Origin of the sequence: Mesorhizobium sp. Primo-A (genome assembly GCF_003997175.1) — a bacterium.
Classification (GTDB): Bacteria; Pseudomonadota; Alphaproteobacteria; order Rhizobiales; family Rhizobiaceae; genus Mesorhizobium; species Mesorhizobium ciceri.
In genome coordinates this window covers 1-16,376 of sequence record NZ_RZTG01000033.1, presented here as the reverse complement: position 1 = coordinate 16,376, position 16,376 = coordinate 1, and the positions used below count along the sequence as shown (strand labels likewise).

Sequence of the window (16,376 nt, the reverse complement as noted above, 5' to 3'; positions counted from 1 at the left end):
CGTATGCCGACGGGCGCAGGCGCGAAGACCGAGATCGCCTTTGGATGGACCTTGAAATGGGCTGGTGTCGAGGTGACGATCTCACCATCGGTGTTGACCGGCATCGGCTTCTCCGTCTCGATGTCGAACTCGACGCACCTAGCCGTGCGCACCTCTCGCCAGGCGCCATGCCTTCCAGACCGGAAGGAGCGGAGCATCAGCGCCAGCTTCCAGAGGTTCGTCATTTCCAAGCTATAAAGATCGAGATGTCCGTCATCGATCTCGGCCGTCTCTTCCACCACGTTGCCGCCGCCGTAATGGCGACCGTTTCCCACCGCAATCTGGTAGGTTTCGACGTCGGTCGACGCGCCTTTCTCAATAATCTTCGCGTGGAATCGCGTGGCCCGCGTCAACACTTTCACCGCCGCCAGCGCATAGCCGAGCCTGCCGAAACGCTTCTTCAAAGTGGGATCCAGACCCTTCGCCAATTCAGTGCTGAGTCCGATACTCGCAACGTTGAAGAAGGCATTGCCATTGACCGTGCCGATATCGATCTGCCGGAGTCGGCCCCGCACGATCACGTCAGCGGCCTGCAGAAGATCCATAGGGATGTCGAGTGTGCGAGCGAGGTCATTAGCCGTTCCCATAGGAATAATGCCCATCGGCAGGCGGCTTTCCACTACAGCCATCGCCGCCGCCGACAACGAACCATCGCCACCGCACACGACCACAAGGTCCGCCGTTTGGCGCAAGCGAACGATGTCACGAGCGATCTCCGGCAACGCCTCGAACTTTTCGACAGTGACAGAAAGCCGGCCGCGCTCCAGCCGCTCCACAATCGGGGCGATCAGCTCCTGGCCGCGCCGCGCCTTTGGATTGAGGAGCAGCAATGCGCGCCTTTTGGCCAGTTTGCTCATTCAAAGATCGATCCGATGGTTCATAACGCATGCACACAAGGCGGCTGTTCATTCGACCGCAGCCGACGTTTTTGGCTCTCCGGACCTACCTCCACCGCGGTTGCGAACGGCGCAATTTTTTGACCTCCAGCGGCCCCTGGATCGCTATCCGAGTTCGTGGCCGTCACGCCGTGCACAACCGTCCTGGCAATTTCGCACAGGTTCTGGTGGTGCGTGAGATAGACCACTTGGCCAGCACATGCCATTCCCAAACAAGCTGAAACCTCCTCGGAGAGGACATGGTCGAAGGAATGATCATCGGCGCGCCTATTTATCGCGGAAGAGGTTGAAGCGCGGTCGATCGCATCGCGGATATATCCGGGGCGGATTTGCAGTCCGTCCTTCAGCGCGCCGCTTTGATGCTCCGGAACGTCGCCGGCGTCCCGCTGGAGCCTGAGACAGAAGATGCGCTCAAGCCCATTGCCGGAGAGATTTAAATCGGCAGCGCCAGATCGGCCTGGCTCTGTAAAATCTGGGAGCCGGTCGCGATTGGCCGGAACCAAACAGAACAGCCGTAATTATCAGCCGAGGGAAGCAACCGCATAGGAAGCGGAACGATGGCTGAAATTCTTGAAACTTGGCAGTTCAAGGTTGCGCTTCAAACGTGCTGAGAAATCGTTGAGGCGCGCAAAGGAAGAAGCGGACAGGAAAAATGGCGTGGTGAATATCGCCCTGTGCTGCAGGGTCCGGGCAGCTCAACAGCGCGTGACGGAGGCCTCGGGAGCGCCAGACCAATATCTATACGCGGGCGGCCTCCAAATCACCCCCGAATGGACATGAAATGGCGAGGAGTTGCCGTCATGACAATACTGTTTGAGCCGCTGGACTCGGATTACCATAAGCGCAGCGTGCTTTACCACGCCACGCGGTTGTCGATGCTCCACGATCGAATGCTGATGCGTTTCGACAAGGTAGACGAAGCGGCCGATAAGGTTGAAGCCGCAGCGGCCGTGCTGGTCGATATCACCCACGGCTCTGCCCTTGACGCGTTCCAGAACTCGGTGTTGCGGATTTCAGATGGAAACGGGTCAGACCCTCGGCCGCTGATCTGCGAGGAATGGCCGCAAGCGTTCGGCGGCTAGGGGGAAGGTCCCGCATCCGCGCCCGATGGGCAGGGCTCTCGCGGGTGTCCCGCCAAACTTGCGATTCGGGTCCAAGGTTCCGCTCAGAAGCCTGCCACGTTTCGGCAGCATTCTCGTTGGTGCGCGCTCTTCGCCCAACCGGCCCCAGTCGCCCCACTTCACGCTCAAGCCAGCTTCGCCTGACGGACGCGTCCTGCCCCTCGGGCATTTACGTTTTGATAACCCTCCTGAGTTTGAAGACAAAACCTATCGGCTCCTTTTGCCTTGCATCGTGTTAGGGCTTGGAACAAACCAACGGAGCTGCAAGCAAAATGGCCGCCGTAACCAATGCCAAGGGCGTTCCGCTCCCCTATAGTGGGTCCTCCGCAAGGTGGTACTCGGCGACGAATTCGGGCCCGGCCCTCTACGGCAGCATCTACAACGATTCGCTGTATGGCGACGGCAGCGTCAGCGTTACGATGTATGGCGGCCAGGGCGACGATATCTACTACCTGTACTCCGCGAAAAACAAAGCGGCGGAGCTGCCCAACGAGGGCATCGATACGATCTCGACCTGGATGAGCTACAGGCTGCCGGCGAATTTTGAGAATCTGACGGTCACCGGCGATAAACAATATGCCTTCGGAAACGCATTGAACAATATCGTCGTCGGCGGTTCCGGCCAGCAGACGCTCGACGGCTTGAAGGGCGACGACGTTCTCAAGGGTGGCTCCGGCGCTGACATTTTCGTCGTCAAACCAGGCAATGGCAGCGACCTTATTCTCGACTTCGGCGCCGACGACACCGTGCGCGTCGGAGGCTACGGCTTCCTCTCTTTCGACCAGGTGCACGCCGCCATGGTGCAGTCGGGATCGAACGTCCGACTTACCCTGTCGCCAACCGAGTTTCTCGTCTTCGAGAACAAGACCATCGACCAGTTCAGCGCCAACCAGTTCGATCTCGCCCTGGACAAGTCGCATCTGACGCTCACCTTCTCGGACGAGTTCAATACGTTGAACCTGCACAGCGGTTCTAGCGGGACCTGGGATACGAACTTCTGGTGGGGTGCTCCGAACGGCAGCTCGCTCACCACCAACAGCGAGCTTCAGTGGTATATCGACACCAGCTACGCCCCCACGAGTTCGGTCAACCCGTTCAGCGTACAGGACGGTGTTCTCACCATTACGGCCGCCCGGGCTCCCGATGCGATCAAGCCCTACATAAACAACTATGATTACACGTCAGGTCTGCTGACGACCTACCATTCCTTCGCACAGACCTACGGCTATTTCGAAATTCGAGCCGACATGCCCGAAAAGCAGGGTGCATGGCCGGCCTTCTGGCTTCTTCCGGCGGATGGCTCCTGGCCGCCGGAACTGGACGCAGTGGAGATGATCGGCCAGGATCCCAACAAGCTCACCCTGACCAGCCACTCGAATGCCACGGGGTCGCATACAAAAGTGACCTCGACCGTATATGCAGCGGATACCGCAGGGTTCCACAAATATGGGGTGCTTTGGACCCCAAGCGAACTGGTCTGGTATTTCGACGATGTCGAAGTTGCCCGCGCACCAACGCCTGCCGACATGCACAAGCCAATGTATATGCTGGTCGACCAGGCTGTCGGCGGCATGGCGGGAGCGCCCGCCGACGGGCTTGCCACCCCTTCTGAAATGCACGTCGACTATGTTCATGCCTACGCGCTGAATGACTGGTTCATCTAGGTGCCATGCTGGAAGATGGAGTGAAACCGACATCCTTCACCAACTGGTCTCGAACGCGTTCATTGCCGCTTGCCGCCGCACTAGGCCCGAGGTGAAGGACGATGTCTCACTCCCGCCCTTCTGAGCCGCCGCGAACAACGCTCACGGCCGTATTGGCTTCCTTTCGGCGGGCATTCGCCGGCATCGCCTTGATGAGCGGGGTCGTCAATGTCCTGGCGCTGACCGGCTCGTTCTTCATGCTGCAGGTCTACGATCGCGTCATCCCCGGCCGCAGCGTGCCGACGCTTGTCGGCCTTTGCTTGTTTGCGGGCACGCTGTTCCTCTTCCAGGGCGTTCTTGAGCTGATCCGATCGCGGCTGCTGGTGCGTATCGGCATGGCGCTCGATGCGCGGCTCAGCGGGCAGGTCTACACCGCACTGATGCGTCTGCCGTTGCGCACGAAGCTTCCCGGCGATGGCTTGCAGTCATTGCGGGACCTCGATCAGGTCCGATCGTTCCTGTCGAGCGCTGGGCCGACCGCGCTGTTCGACCTGCCCTGGATGCCGCTTTATCTCGCAATCTGTTTCCTGTTCCATTTCTGGATCGGCATGACCGCGCTCTTGGGCGCCATCATTCTGTTTGCCCTGACCTTACTGGCGGAACTACGCACGAGGGAGACGGCGAAACGTGCTAACAGCCAGGCCGCTTCGCGCAACACACTGGCGGAAGCGACACGCCGCAACGTCGAGGTGCTTCAGGCAATGGGTTTTGGCCCACGCATTGCCGATCGCTGGTCTGCCGTCAACGACGACTATCTCAAGACGAATGCCAAGGCGAGCGATTTGGCGGGGACGCTCGGAACGATTTCGAAAGTCGTGCGCATGATGCTTCAATCCGGCATCCTGGCGATCGGCGCCTGGCTCGTCATCCATCAGGAGGCAACAGGAGGCATCATGATTGCCAGCTCGATCATAATGAGCCGGGCGCTGGCACCGATTGAACTCGCGATCGTGCATTGGAAGAGCTTCGTCAGCGCCCGCCAGGCCGGGGCCCGCCTCACCCACCTTCTGGGGCTGCTGCCCGAGGCTGCAACAACTGTCTCGCTGCCGCCGCCGTCGTTTCGCCTCTCGGTAGAGCGCATCAGTGTGGCGCCGCCGGGCGAGCGCCGCCTTGTCGTCCAGGATGCGGGCTTCGTGCTGGAGAAGGGCGCCGGCCTCGGCATCATCGGTCCGAGCGCTTCGGGAAAATCCTCGCTCGTCAGAGCCATCGCCGGCGTCTGGCTGCCAGTGCGCGGTACCGTCAGGCTCGACGGTGCGACGCTCGACCAGTGGTCGTCGGAAGACCTAGGCAAGCATGTCGGTTATCTGCCGCAGGATGTCGAGCTGTTCGACGGCACCATTGCCGAGAACATAGCTCGCTTCGAACCCCGGCCCCCCTCGGACAAAATACTGACCGCTGCGCGCGCCGCCGGTGTTCATGATCTGGTGGTTCACCTGCCTGAAGGTTATGAAACGCGCATTGGCGAGGCCGGGTCGGCGCTTTCGGCGGGCCAGCGACAGAGGGTCGCTTTGGCGCGTGCTCTCTATGGCGATCCGTTTCTTGTCATACTCGACGAGCCGAATTCCAATCTCGATGCCGATGGCGAAGCCGCCTTGACGGCGGCGATCCAAGGCGTGCGCGACAGAGGCGGCATGGCCATCGTGGTGGCGCATCGCCCGAGTGCATTGCAAAGTCTTGACCAGATCCTTGTCATGACGAACGGCAGCATTCAGGCCTTTGGCCCGAAGAATGAGATCATGACCAATGTGACCCGTCCCATCAGCGTTCCGTTGAAAGTTGTCCCAAGTCCTGAAGAGGCGGCGCTCTGATGCCGGAGAGGGCGACATCGGTGGTCGACCGGGCCATTCGACGTTATCTGCTTGGCGGCATTGCGACCTCCATCCTACTGGTCGGTGGAGCGGGCAGCCTTGCCGCCGTGATCGACCTCTCTGGCGCGGTCATTGGATCGGGAAAGCTGGTTGTCGATTCCAGCGTCAAAAAGGTGCAGCATCCGACGGGCGGCGTGGTCGGCCAAATCTTCGTGCGCGAAGGCGATGCCGTGCAAGCGGGACAGGTTCTGATTCATCTGGATGAAACAGTCACCCGCGCCAATCTGGCCATTGTCACCAAGAGCGCGGATGAACTCGATGCCCGCCTGGCACGTCTCAAGGCCGAGCGCGATGGTGCGGACGCCATCGGTTTTCCGCCGTCGCTGATGTCTCGGCGGGACGATCCGGATGTCAGCGGAACAATGGCCGGAGAGCAGTCGCTCTTCGAGTTCCGCCGGCAGGCACGCGCTGGCCAGAAGGCGCAGTTGGCGGAACGTATCTCCCAGCTCGCCGAAGAAGTCTCCGGCCTGACCGAGCAAAAGGACGCCAAGAGCCAGGAAATCAAGCTGATCGGAACCGAGCTCGCGGGCATGCGCACATTATGGGAGCGCAAGCTGGTCTCGATCGATCGCATCACCGCGCTCGAGCGCGAGGCCGTGCGGCTGGAGGCTGAACACGGGCAGTTGATCGCGGCGATAGCGCAGTCGAAAGGTCACACGTCGGAAATCCGCCTGCAGATCATCCAGATCGATCAGGATCTGCGCAGCGAAGTCGCCACGGAGCTGCGTGAGGTCCAGGCAAAACTCTCGGAGCTAGTCGAACGCAAGGTATCGGCCGAGGACCAGCTCAAGCGCATCGACATTCGAAGCCCGCAGGCCGGCGTCGTCCTTCAGCTTGCCGTACATACGATTGGGGGTGTCATCACTGCGGGCGAACCGGTCATGCTCATCGTGCCGGTCGCGGACCGACTGACCGTCGAAGCCCGTGTCGCTCCACAGGACATCGATCAGCTGAAACAGGGGCAGGAGGCGACGCTGCGGCTTTCGGCCTTCAATCAGCGGACCACGCCTGAACTCAACGGAAGCGTCAGCAAGATCTCCGCCGATCTCAGCACCGACGAGCGCACCGGCGCCGGTTATTACACTGTGCATATCGTTTTGCCGCGCACGGAACTTGCCAGACTCAAAAGACTGACCCTGGCGCCCGGCATGCCGGTCGAGGTGTTCTTCACGACCAGCAGCCGCACGATGCTGTCCTATCTCGTCAAGCCCCTGGCCGATCAGATTCAGCGAGCATTCCGGGAGGAGTGAAGCGCGCCTGGGCTGCAGCGACCGGCCGCTTCCCGCCGCGAGCATTCATCGGCTGGGAAATTGGCAGAATGCTGCTTTCGGTTTATTGATCCTCGACGACTCCCTGCTGGCCTCGATCCACTGGCCGCCTCCGAGGTAAAAGGCATGGGGACGTCGAACGCGGGCACGTTGGCTTCAATGCTCAACCGGCCTAGGGGTTAAGGACCGAGTGGAGCCGCGCCTTGAGGGTGGCTGCAGCATGCCAGGACATAGCCGACCGAGTTCTGCCGCGTCCGGCATGGCCAAAATAGGAATTGACCCCTCGCCCGAGTCAATTCTTGCTTGACATTTACGTTCCCGTTCTGTTCACTTCCCGAGCCTGCCGGAAAGGCCAACTGCCATGCTCATGCCGATCATCACGTAAGGCGCTCAAAGGGATGAACCTGCTCAACGGCGAACTTAGGAGCGACTTGATGTGCTCCCTCCATCACGCGTGCGACACGCTAGGAGGAACCGCGATGGGAACGATGTACTTCGATGCCGAGGTCAAAGCCGAGTTGCACTCTGAAGCGGTGAAGCTTGTCGCCCGCTACGAAAGCCCGCTTGAGACCGTGAAGGCGCTGATGGCCTACAACCGCGAGCCAGAGACTCAGATACTCGCCATAGCCCAGGCATCCGGGGATAGGTTCCATTGGCTACGACGATACGCCCCCTGTTGTAGGATGACCGGCGTGGACATTGCGAAGTCCCGCCCTGCGGCTAGGATAGCGCGGATGAACGGAACGACCTCCGAGGCAGCTTGTGCTGACGCACTCGCGGCGCTCCGCACGGCAGGGCGAGGCCGGGAAACGAAGTTGCCCATAAACTGATCGGAGGAGACTTGGTATTGCGACCCCTCGCGCGACCTCGGCAGGTTGAATCGTTCCCGGCGTGACAGGAGAGCTTTTTAGCCATGCATGACCTTATCGCTTTCATACAAAGCAACTCTGCGCTGGTGGCGGCTAACCCGTTGGCCTTTGCTACGTCTGCCGCATTGTTCGTCGCCGGCGGATTTGCCGTGGGGCGCTATTTCCTTGCGGAGCGCATTGCCAATCTGGAAAGCCGGATTGCGCGGCGCGACGAGGAGATCACGGACCTGAAGGCCAAGCAGAAAGCACCGGACCCGGAAGGCCCTGTGCCTCTATTCGAGATGACAGAGATGCTTCCCCCTGCGCCGTTCAACTTCAACCGGCTGTTGGTCAGCGGAAAAACACCCTCCAGGTTGAATAGTTTACTCTCCCAACAGAAAGCACCAGGCTGATCGTGGTCACGGCCTTCCACCGTCATGAGACCGGCGACCTGCAAACCGGCAAGCATGCTGGCCTCATTGCGTGGTCGCGCGAGGGTAACCCTTCGGTGGCTTATGGCGAGCCGACGACTCTGTTTGCGGGTGGCGACGTGCCGGACATGGAATAGCTGGAGGTGGTTTCATCCTTGGCAGCTACTTTGAATGCGTTCCGGAATTCTGAGGTTGGCATTTCGTCGGCGAGTGCAGCGATGCAAACGCGCATCGCGTAATCCACCTGTTTTGGAATGCGGGACAACGAAAAGATCCGACAGGAATGCCAACCCCCTACTCCACGATCTTCCAGTATGAGTCCTTGCGGATCACCTTTCCGTCACGAAATGTGTAGAAATCGCAACCTCGAACTTCCTTTTTGACGCCCTCGCGGGTGGTGCCGGTGAGGGTCCATTTCGACATGCCGGTGCTGGCAGCCTCGTCCGCAAAGTGCTGTCCACTGCCGTAATGCACATCGGGCAGACCCTCAAAGCGCGTCGCTAGCGCGTCTCGTACGCTGCGCTTGCCCTCGCAGCGCGTTCCCCAAGGCTCGGCCCCCCCTTGGCATCTCCAGAACGCAGTCGTCGGCAAAGAACGCCATGATGCGGTCCAGATCGTGCGCATTGAAGGCCTCGCAAAGCTCCGTCAATGTGGCTCGAATGTCCATTCGCGAACGGCTCCTCGGATTTCGAAGTAGGTCACTGGCGGCGGATCCGGTCAAGTGTCCAGCCAGACACCCTGGCTATGACCGGGATGGAGCGCGGCTTCCACCACTCACCCCTTCTTAGCGAACGCCCAGACCATCAGCGGGTATTCCTCGTCGTTACTGAGATCCCGCCACAGGCCGTAGGCGCGAACAGGGCCACCGATATGGGCCCTGGCGCAGGCCTTGTTGCCCCAGCCGTGGACCTTGACGTTGGCTTCGGGGAAGCCGCCGTCCACCATCAGCTGCTTGAGTCCGGCGGGCGTCCATCTGTTGTAGTCGTGCGGTCTGGCGTGCACGCGAAACAGGAAGGGCGTTGCCACCATCGCCCAACCGCCGGGTCGGGTCATGGCGTGGATGTTCCGCACCGCCGCCTGCGGACGCTGCACGTGTTCCAGCACCTGGTCGGCGATGACGATCGAATACTGCTCATCGGTGCGGTCGTTGCAGATGTCGAAGGCGGGGAAGTCGACAGAGCGGTAGTTGGAGCACATTGTGCGCCAATAGCGGTTCCAGCCGGGCGAGATCTCGATCACGTCGGAGGATTTACGGTTGCTGGCTTCGAGAAAGAGGCTGAAAGCCTCGATCTGGCGGATACGCAGCCAGTTGCGGGAATCATAGCCAAGCAGCCGCTTGGCTGCCTGTTTGCCACGGCTCTTCAGGGTGCCGGCAAGGCTCTCAGTCATCACGACCTCCAGAGACCCGCCGTCCTTGCTGGTAGCACTATGTTATGGGCAAAAGATGACAACGCAGCGCCGCCGCCGGCGGCGCGACCAGAAACAATGTACCAGCAGGGCCACCGCCCCACAGTGGAGCTTCCGTTCCCATTTCCCACTCAGACAACGGATGAGCAGACTAACCCTGCTTAATAATCGCCGTTGTAGTACCTGTCGTCGCACGGCGCCGTGTAGATGCGGCCGCGGCGGTCCTGGTAGCGGCACATCTGTTCGCCGCGACGCTGCGGCGTAGTGGCCGAGCCGACGACGGCGCCGAGCAGGGCGCCGCCGGCAGCGCCGATGAGCGTGCTTTCGGTGTTGCCGCCGATGGCCTGACCGACGAGGGCGCCGCCAGCGCCGCCGATCAGAGCGCCAGTTCCGGCCCGCTGCTGGCCTTCGGTCTGCGCGCACCCGGCCAGTGCCGCGGTCATCAGCACGGCGGCTATGACTTTGTGAACGTTCATGTAAGGTCTCCCTTGAAGGCCTGATATCCCTATGGCTTGCCACCTGCGGCTGCAATGCGGCGGAACGGGGGCACGAGCCGTCACGATAAAAGACATGGTTTCTCGGGTGTTGATAGAAGCCTGCCTGCTATTTTCCGCGCTTCTCGTTTATGGCGACAAGTCCATTCGGTACAAAGTGTCGATCATTGTGTAACGAGATTGAAGCCTCATACCGCTAGGATCGTCCGGTTCAAGCGAACGTTCAATCTGCCTTCCAGGCGCGAAATGATGGAACAGGCGCACACGGTCCGTCGACCTGCTGAGAACGCACAGCGCGTGCGCGCAGCTCAATACCTGCGAATGTCCACCGACCACCAGAGCTATTCGATCGACAATCAGAAGGATGCAATCCGTGAATTCGCGGATGCGATGAACTACGACACCGTGGCCACATACGAGGACGCCGGTCGCTGCGCTTGAACCTCGAAGCAAAGGCTGTTGGCGGATGTCGAAACGAAGAACGCGGATTTCGAATCGTCATCGTCTACGATGTGAGCCGCTGGGGCGATTCCCGAACCCCGATGAGAGTGCGTCGTACGAGTATCGGTGTCGTGTTGCCGGCGTTGAATTGAATATTTTGGCGAACAGTTCGCAAACGATGGCAGCATCGGATCAGACCTGCTCAAGGCGATAAAGCGCACGATGGCGTGCCGAGCACAGCCGGGTGTTGTCGGTCAAGGTGTTTGCCGGCCAGTGCAGGCTCGTTCGAATGGTGACACCGGCAGGGAGGGTCGGCCGGCCTGGGCCTGAGGCGCCGGTTCATCGACCAGCTTGGGTGCACAAAGACCATGCTCGCTCTCAAAGAGTACAAGGGCCTCCAGACGGATCGGGGCATCCTCGTGCCTGGACCACCTGATGAAATTGCGGCGGTGCGCTGGATCTACCATGAATACGTGAAGGCTGGTCGGACCGAGCTTCAGATTGCGCGGTCGTTGAATGCCAAGGGAGTGGTCACCGGTCTCAACCGACCTTAGAATTTCCGCTGCCCAAATTGTAGGCGCTGCCGCGATCAGCCTAGCCGTTCATCGGGTGCAAGGCGGGACAGTAGGCCGCGAATAGAGAAACGCAGGCCATCCGACGCGAAAACAAGATCTGGAGCCTCTCCAAATAGGCTGGTCAATGCGGCGCGCATATAGCGTGTTCCATATCCTACTCGCGAGGGTTGAACTACCGACGGTCCTCCTGATTCGATCCATCTCAGCGTCAGCACTGGTTCCGAACTCGCCGTTATATTCCATTCCATTCGTATCCTGCCTTCGGGGCGGGACAAGCCGCCATATTTAATGGCGTTTGTTGCTAGTTCATGAAGCGAGAGGGCGAGAGTTGTACCGGCATCGCGCGAAAGCAGCACCTCGGGTCCGTCGATCGTGATGGCAGTTTGTTGCTTGGAAAGGTATGGCGCGAGGACCGATTTTGCGACATCCGTTAAGGCCACGGTCTCGCCACCGGCAGCAAAAACTGCAGAATGAACATCCGACAAGGCCCTCAATCGCCCTTTGAAGTCTTCTGCAAGCCCTTCTGCCGAGATCGCACCGCGCCTGGTCATATCGAAGATGGATATGACGGTCGCCAGGATGTTTTTCACTCGATGATTTAGTTCAAGGCGGAGTTCCGTCTCCCGCTCAAGATAGTCACGCACGTCGCGCTGGCGAATTCTGGTGAGGAGTGCCGACTGGATTCCGCTTATTAGTTCGAGCGCAGCCACTGGACGCTGATAGTATATCTGACGTGAACGTGGCCAGGCAGCGCTCAGCGCCGCTTGGATGCGTGACTGCTGTGCCCCACGGTCCAACAAAACAACGATTGGAATTTCCGACCAATTCGGCTGCGCCTGAAGGAAACTTTCAACTGTTGCGATAGCCTGAGGATTTAAGGCTTCATGGGTAACAACCAGCACTCCAGGGGACAGTGCAAGCAATCCCTCTAAGTCCTCGGGGCTCGCCGCTCGAGCCCGTAAACCACGTTCCTGCAGCAGGGAGGCGGTGTAACCAGCATCCTTGCGGTAAGGCGCCAAAATGAGCACCCAATCCAGTGTTCCCAGCCCGTTTCGCTCGACGTCGCTCACGTCTCGGGCAGAGGATTGTAAGCAACCACGGAAACGCCGGAACTCGCGATGAAAAGTTCCCGGACATCGAGATCGTGGGGACCGTGGCGTTTCTTGACGACCGTGATATTGCGCCTAAGGCGGCCTTCATGCTCGGACATGCGCAGCAGAAGCACGGTGTCGCCGAGAAAACTGACGTCCACGTCGATCCCAACATTCTGCCCGAGCAAACCATGCTGGGCGACAATGAGCATGGTTAGCACGTCAGCGCGAGCGAGATGTTTCAGGAGAGACTGGATGTCCAGCACCGCCTTTTCCCGGTGGGGAAGAGAATTCAGATAGCCGGTGAAGCTGTCAATCACGACTACCCGGGTATTGTTGCGACTGACGACTTGCTGCACAATCTGGCCGAACTCTCCGGGCGAGATTTCGTTCGGACTAAAATCGTAGATGACGAGTTGGCCGTCCTTGTAGAACTGCCGAAGATCCATCCCAAGGCCTTCGGACCGGCGAAAGAAAGTCTCCAGCCGCTCCTCAAACAGGAACAGGGCCACGCTCTCGCTCCGTTGAAGCGCGGCAGTGGCGTAAAGCGACGACATCGTCGACTTGCCTGTCCCCGACTGACCAATCACGAGCGTTATGGTTCCCGATTCCTGGCCGCCGCCGAACATCTCGTCGAGAGCGGCTACCCCTGATTTGATCAGTTGCGGCTTGGTCACTTCGGCAGGCGACCCGGGCACAATCCTCGGAAACACCACAACGCCTTCACCCTCGCGAATGGCCATATCGTGATAACCGTCTGCAAACGGCACGCCGCGCATTTTGCTGACTTCAACACGCCGGCGCACGCCGCCGTAATCCTCGAGAGATTTATCAAGCCGGATCACGCCGTGGGCAATGCCCTCGATTTCCTCGCCATTGTGATCGCCTCCGCTGGTCTGGGTGTCGAGCAACACCGCCACAATGCCCCGCTTGGCCAGGAAGGCCTTGAAACCAATCAGCTCGCGCCGGAACCTCGGTGTGTCGCCGGTAATCAGCCGGATCTCGAGCAGCGAGTCATAAACAAGCCTGTGTGGCTTGTGTTCTTCAATCGCGCGTTCAATCGCCTTGCGCGTCTCATCCAATCGAAGGTCCGCAGTCTGGAAAATCGTCTGATCGGCCGCTCCGCTCAAGGTCTCCGAAGCGGACAATTCCTCAACGCGGATGCCATCAAGCGTCCAGCCGTGTGAGGACGCAATCGCTTGCAGTTCGGCGGCGGTTTGCGAAAGGCTGACATAGATGCAGCGTTCACCGGCTGCCACACCAGCGCGCAGGAATTGCAACGCCGCGGTCGTCTTGCCTGCGCCTGGATCGCCTTGCACGATGTAGAAATTTGAAGCGGGCAATCCACCGCGAAGAATTTCGTCCAAGCCGGCAATGCCGGAACTTACAACGGGCTGCTTCTTTCGCTCGGTCATTCCGCCATCGTCTCCAAACAGGAATCGCAAGCCGCCAGTATCACAGGTTCGAAGTAGAACTGGGTGGAGCGATCGGCGGCCCGGCCCGGTATCTGAAATTCCAATTTCTGTAACGGCCGCGCCCCCGTCAGGCAAGTAGCTCGTTGCAGGCCACGGCAGTCACGGCCTGTGCCACAGCGCGCACGCCTTCCCATCGTCTGTGGAACCATCCAAGACGCCAGCAGTTTCACAGAGTTAACAAATGAACGGATGGGGTATGATTCAAGGGACCGTCGATAAAGCCGATGAGGATCGCTACCGCGTTCTCGTCGAAGCCGTTACTGATTATGCGATCTATATGTTGGACCGTTCGGGAACCGTGACGAGTTGGAACGCGGGGGCCGAGCGGTTCAAAGGCTATTCCGCGAGCGAGATCATCGGTCAGCATTTCTCGTGCTTCTACACGGAGGAGGATCGCGAAGCTGGTCTTCCATCGCGGACTCTGGAGACAGCAGCCCGCGATGGCAAATTTGAGACCGAGGGCTGGAGGGTTCGTCGCGACGGGACTCCTTTCTGGGCTCACGTTGTGGTTGATCCTATACTCGATCCAAGCGGCAGACTAACCGGCTTCGCCAAAGTCACCCGTGATCTTACCGAGCGCAAGAAAGCGGAGGAGGAAATCCGGAAAAATCAGGAGCAGTTCCAGCGTCTGGTTCAGGGCGTGACGGACTACGCGATCTACATGCTTGATCCTGAAGGCGTAATCACGAGCTGGAACTCGGGTGCAGAACGCATCAAAGGTTACTCGGCCGACGAAATAATCGGCAAGCACTTTTCGCAATTCTACACGCCCGAGGACCGTGAGCGGGGCAGTCCGCAAAGTGCCCTGGAGATCGCCGCCCGTGAAGGGCGAGTTGAGCGCGAAGGCTGGCGTATACGCAAAGACGGAACTACGTTCTGGTCCCACGTGGTCATCGACGCCATTCGGCACGAGGATGGCGAACTCCTGGGGTTCGCGAAGATCACACGCGACATTACGGAGCGGAAGAAGGCGCAGGAGTCCTTGGATCAGGCCCGTGAGGCCCTTTTCCATTCACAAAAAATGGATGCGGTCGGCAAGCTAACGGGCGGCGTCGCCCACGATTTCAACAATTTGCTGATGGCGATTCTGGGAAGTCTTGAGCTGCTCCGCAAACGGCTTCCCGACGATCCACAATTGCTGCGTCTTCTCGACAACGCGGTGCTCGGCGCGCGACGGGGAGCGTCCTTGACGCAGCGCATGCTGGCCTTTGCCCGGCGGCAGCAACTCGATCCAAAGCCTGTCGATTTGATAGGGCTCATACACGGAATGAAGGATCTCTTGGAACGATCGCTGGGCTCAAGGGCGATCATAGAGACGAAATTTCCGCTCTCGCTTGATCGTGTGATGGTTGATGAAAGTCAAATCGAACTCGCATTGCTCAATCTGTGCGTCAATGCCAGGGACGCGATGCCTGATGGTGGGACGATCGTCATCTCCACTCGGATGGAACAGGTCGGCGAAAGCAAACAGGCTGGCTTGGCCCCGGGGCATTATGTCTGCCTCTCGGTAGCAGACGCTGGCGAAGGAATGGACGAAGAAACACTAGCTCGGGCGACAGAACCGTTCTTCACCACAAAAGGCGTTGGCAAAGGCACGGGTCTCGGTCTGTCTATGGTCCATGGGATGACAGAACAAATGGGCGGGCGCCTGACGCTTAGGAGCCGCAAGGGAGCAGGAACGACGGCGGAACTGTGGCTGCCGGTGGCCACCGCGAGCTCGGAAGTCGCGCGCGGGCCGGATGTTCTTGCCGAGGAAGCCATTGAGACGGCGTCGCTGCGGATTCTGGCAGTGGATGACGATGCGCTGGTCCTTTTGAATACCGCGGCAATGCTCGAGGATCTCGGCCATACTGTCGCGGAGGCGCATTCTGCGGCGGCAGCCCTCAGGTTGCTGGAGGAGCAGCCGTTCGACCTCGTCATAACGGATCATGCTATGCCGAAGATGACGGGCCTGCAGCTATCGAATACGATCAAAGTCCAGTGGCCGAACGTACCCGTCATTATAGCAACGGGCTACGCCGAACTCCCGGGGACTCGCGACATCAAAATTCTCAGCAAGCCGTTTACTGAAGAAGAATTGGCGAACGCAATAGCAGCCGCTAATGTCGCGTAGGGTCGCCTTAGACACCACCCCCTTTGAGTTCCTTGATGCGTCAAGCTGGGATAAGATCCTCCAATTTTTCTCTGAGAGTACTTGCGAAGCGGCAACCTGCTCGGCGGTCAGAAGGGTCTATGGAAAGTGTACGTTCAAGCAGCCGATTCGTGCGAGAGGACGACTTCGTTCTTCGAAAGATCGCTTTGGTCGCCTGCCCTACCAGCCTATGCCGCACTTTAGCTCCCGGATCTAACTGTTTGCAAGGCTTGGGAACCCGCGAGGCGTTGTTCTCGCAGTCGCGCAGTCAAGCAGGAGTGCGGACAGGCCTACCCAGCAGCGAAACAGAAAAGCGCCGGCGCTGGGTCTTCACCGGGGCTAAGGGCATGTACGAGCTACCCTGCATGTCCGAGTTTCAGCCTGCGCTAATATTGTAAATGAATGACTGTGCGCACCGACTTCTCCGGGTCGTTGCGTTTGGCGTCACTGTGGTTCCCGAAGGGCCGATATACTCCACCAGCGCGAGGCATGACCGCTCAGATTCTGTTGGTCGGCGCCAACGTTCGCGCACCTCTGCGCCGGCCGCCACGGCACTTTGAGGTGAAGTGCCGCTCACGGAGCTAAAAC

The 16,376-nt window shown here is 59.5% G+C and carries 15 protein-coding genes and 1 pseudogene; 9 read left to right on the top strand and 7 right to left on the bottom strand.

From position 1 onward, the window contains the following. Positions 1-896, bottom strand: an 896-nt coding sequence (locus EOC83_RS31855; RefSeq protein WP_127326032.1) for a lipid kinase, incomplete at its 3' end; no start/stop codon positions are given. Between the two features lie 20 nt (positions 897-916). Then, the gene (locus EOC83_RS32975; protein ID WP_156949288.1) at positions 917-1,438 is read right to left on the bottom strand and encodes a hypothetical protein; all 522 of its coding nucleotides are present in this window, start codon (positions 1,436-1,438) and stop codon (positions 917-919) included. Positions 1,439-1,735: 297 nt separating this feature from the next. Here EOC83_RS32975 and EOC83_RS31845 point away from each other — a divergent pair, with 297 nt between their 5' ends. From EOC83_RS31845 to EOC83_RS31820, 6 genes are all read left to right on the top strand, one after another. After that, positions 1,736-2,017 carry a hypothetical protein gene (locus tag EOC83_RS31845; protein ID WP_244514441.1) on the top strand — a complete coding sequence of 94 codons (282 nt, stop codon included), beginning with the start codon at positions 1,736-1,738 and terminating at the stop codon, positions 2,015-2,017. Positions 2,018-2,328: 311 nt separating this feature from the next. After that, entirely contained in the window at positions 2,329-3,720 is a 1,392-nt protein-coding gene (locus tag EOC83_RS31840; protein ID WP_063170806.1) for a family 16 glycosylhydrolase, read from the top strand. 101 nt (positions 3,721-3,821) lie between these two features. Next, positions 3,822-5,567: a type I secretion system permease/ATPase gene (locus EOC83_RS31835; RefSeq protein ID WP_063170807.1), complete on the top strand. Its 1,746-nt coding sequence runs from the start codon at positions 3,822-3,824 to the stop codon at positions 5,565-5,567. Continuing rightward, positions 5,567-6,877, top strand: coding sequence for an HlyD family type I secretion periplasmic adaptor subunit (locus tag EOC83_RS31830; RefSeq protein ID WP_063170808.1), 1,311 nt, complete (start codon positions 5,567-5,569; stop codon positions 6,875-6,877). The genes EOC83_RS31835 and EOC83_RS31830 overlap by 1 nt, the downstream gene beginning before the upstream one ends. Before the next feature lie 416 nt (positions 6,878-7,293). Then, positions 7,294-7,725, top strand: coding sequence for a hypothetical protein (locus EOC83_RS33490; protein WP_244514442.1), 432 nt, complete (start codon positions 7,294-7,296; stop codon positions 7,723-7,725). Between the two features lie 83 nt (positions 7,726-7,808). Next, a complete protein-coding gene (locus EOC83_RS31820) occupies positions 7,809-8,156 on the top strand; it encodes a hypothetical protein (protein ID WP_063170809.1) in 348 nt (115 codons plus the stop codon). Positions 8,157-8,468: 312 nt separating this feature from the next. Here the strand turns inward: EOC83_RS31820 and EOC83_RS31805 are convergent. The 3 genes and pseudogenes from EOC83_RS31805 to EOC83_RS31795 all read right to left on the bottom strand — a co-directional run bounded on the left by EOC83_RS31805 (position 8,469) and on the right by EOC83_RS31795 (position 10,057). After that, positions 8,469-8,775, bottom strand: a pseudogene (locus EOC83_RS31805) (nuclear transport factor 2 family protein). Positions 8,776-8,948: 173 nt separating this feature from the next. Next, on the bottom strand, positions 8,949-9,563 hold the full coding sequence (locus EOC83_RS31800; RefSeq protein ID WP_024504651.1) for a methyltransferase domain-containing protein: 615 nt from the start codon (positions 9,561-9,563) through the stop codon (positions 8,949-8,951). A gap of 179 nt (positions 9,564-9,742) precedes the next feature. Continuing rightward, the gene (locus EOC83_RS31795; RefSeq protein WP_013525070.1) at positions 9,743-10,057 is read right to left on the bottom strand and encodes a YMGG-like glycine zipper-containing protein; all 315 of its coding nucleotides are present in this window, start codon (positions 10,055-10,057) and stop codon (positions 9,743-9,745) included. A gap of 267 nt (positions 10,058-10,324) precedes the next feature. Between EOC83_RS31795 and EOC83_RS33485 the strand changes: the two genes are divergently transcribed. Beyond that, entirely contained in the window at positions 10,325-10,516 is a 192-nt protein-coding gene (locus tag EOC83_RS33485; protein ID WP_244514443.1) for a recombinase family protein, read from the top strand. 368 nt (positions 10,517-10,884) lie between these two features. Next, positions 10,885-11,070: a recombinase family protein gene (locus EOC83_RS33480; RefSeq protein WP_063170810.1), complete on the top strand. Its 186-nt coding sequence runs from the start codon at positions 10,885-10,887 to the stop codon at positions 11,068-11,070. 35 nt (positions 11,071-11,105) lie between these two features. Here the strand turns inward: EOC83_RS33480 and EOC83_RS31785 are convergent, their stop codons facing one another. Both EOC83_RS31785 and EOC83_RS31780 read right to left on the bottom strand, forming a co-directional pair. Next, on the bottom strand, positions 11,106-12,161 hold the full coding sequence (locus tag EOC83_RS31785; RefSeq protein ID WP_063170811.1) for a sensor histidine kinase: 1,056 nt from the start codon (positions 12,159-12,161) through the stop codon (positions 11,106-11,108). After that, positions 12,158-13,597: an ATPase domain-containing protein gene (locus tag EOC83_RS31780; RefSeq protein WP_013525068.1), complete on the bottom strand. Its 1,440-nt coding sequence runs from the start codon at positions 13,595-13,597 to the stop codon at positions 12,158-12,160. Before EOC83_RS31780 ends, EOC83_RS31785 begins: the two co-directional genes overlap by 4 nt. 256 nt (positions 13,598-13,853) lie before the next feature. Here EOC83_RS31780 and EOC83_RS31775 point away from each other — a divergent pair, with 256 nt between their 5' ends. After that, the gene (locus tag EOC83_RS31775) at positions 13,854-15,770 is read left to right on the top strand and encodes a PAS domain-containing sensor histidine kinase (RefSeq protein WP_063170812.1); all 1,917 of its coding nucleotides are present in this window, start codon (positions 13,854-13,856) and stop codon (positions 15,768-15,770) included. Positions 15,771-16,376: the final 606 nt, after the last annotated feature.

Excerpts from the sequence above, each read along its gene's own strand:
- EOC83_RS31845 (WP_244514441.1), top strand. The coding sequence starts at position 1,736 with ATGACAATACTGTTTGAGCCGCTGGACTCGGATTACCATAAGCGCAGC.
- EOC83_RS31840 (WP_063170806.1), top strand. The coding sequence starts at position 2,329 with ATGGCCGCCGTAACCAATGCCAAGGGCGTTCCGCTCCCCTATAGTGGG.
- EOC83_RS31835 (WP_063170807.1), top strand. The coding sequence starts at position 3,822 with ATGTCTCACTCCCGCCCTTCTGAGCCGCCGCGAACAACGCTCACGGCC.
- EOC83_RS31830 (WP_063170808.1), top strand. The coding sequence starts at position 5,567 with ATGCCGGAGAGGGCGACATCGGTGGTCGACCGGGCCATTCGACGTTAT.
- EOC83_RS33490 (WP_244514442.1), top strand. The coding sequence starts at position 7,294 with ATGAACCTGCTCAACGGCGAACTTAGGAGCGACTTGATGTGCTCCCTC.
- EOC83_RS31820 (WP_063170809.1), top strand. The coding sequence starts at position 7,809 with ATGCATGACCTTATCGCTTTCATACAAAGCAACTCTGCGCTGGTGGCG.
- EOC83_RS31800 (WP_024504651.1), bottom strand. The coding sequence starts at position 9,563 with ATGACTGAGAGCCTTGCCGGCACCCTGAAGAGCCGTGGCAAACAGGCA.
- EOC83_RS31795 (WP_013525070.1), bottom strand. The coding sequence starts at position 10,057 with ATGAACGTTCACAAAGTCATAGCCGCCGTGCTGATGACCGCGGCACTG.
- EOC83_RS33485 (WP_244514443.1), top strand. The coding sequence starts at position 10,325 with ATGGAACAGGCGCACACGGTCCGTCGACCTGCTGAGAACGCACAGCGC.
- EOC83_RS33480 (WP_063170810.1), top strand. The coding sequence starts at position 10,885 with ATGCTCGCTCTCAAAGAGTACAAGGGCCTCCAGACGGATCGGGGCATC.
- EOC83_RS31780 (WP_013525068.1), bottom strand. The coding sequence starts at position 13,597 with ATGACCGAGCGAAAGAAGCAGCCCGTTGTAAGTTCCGGCATTGCCGGC.
- EOC83_RS31775 (WP_063170812.1), top strand. The coding sequence starts at position 13,854 with ATGATTCAAGGGACCGTCGATAAAGCCGATGAGGATCGCTACCGCGTT.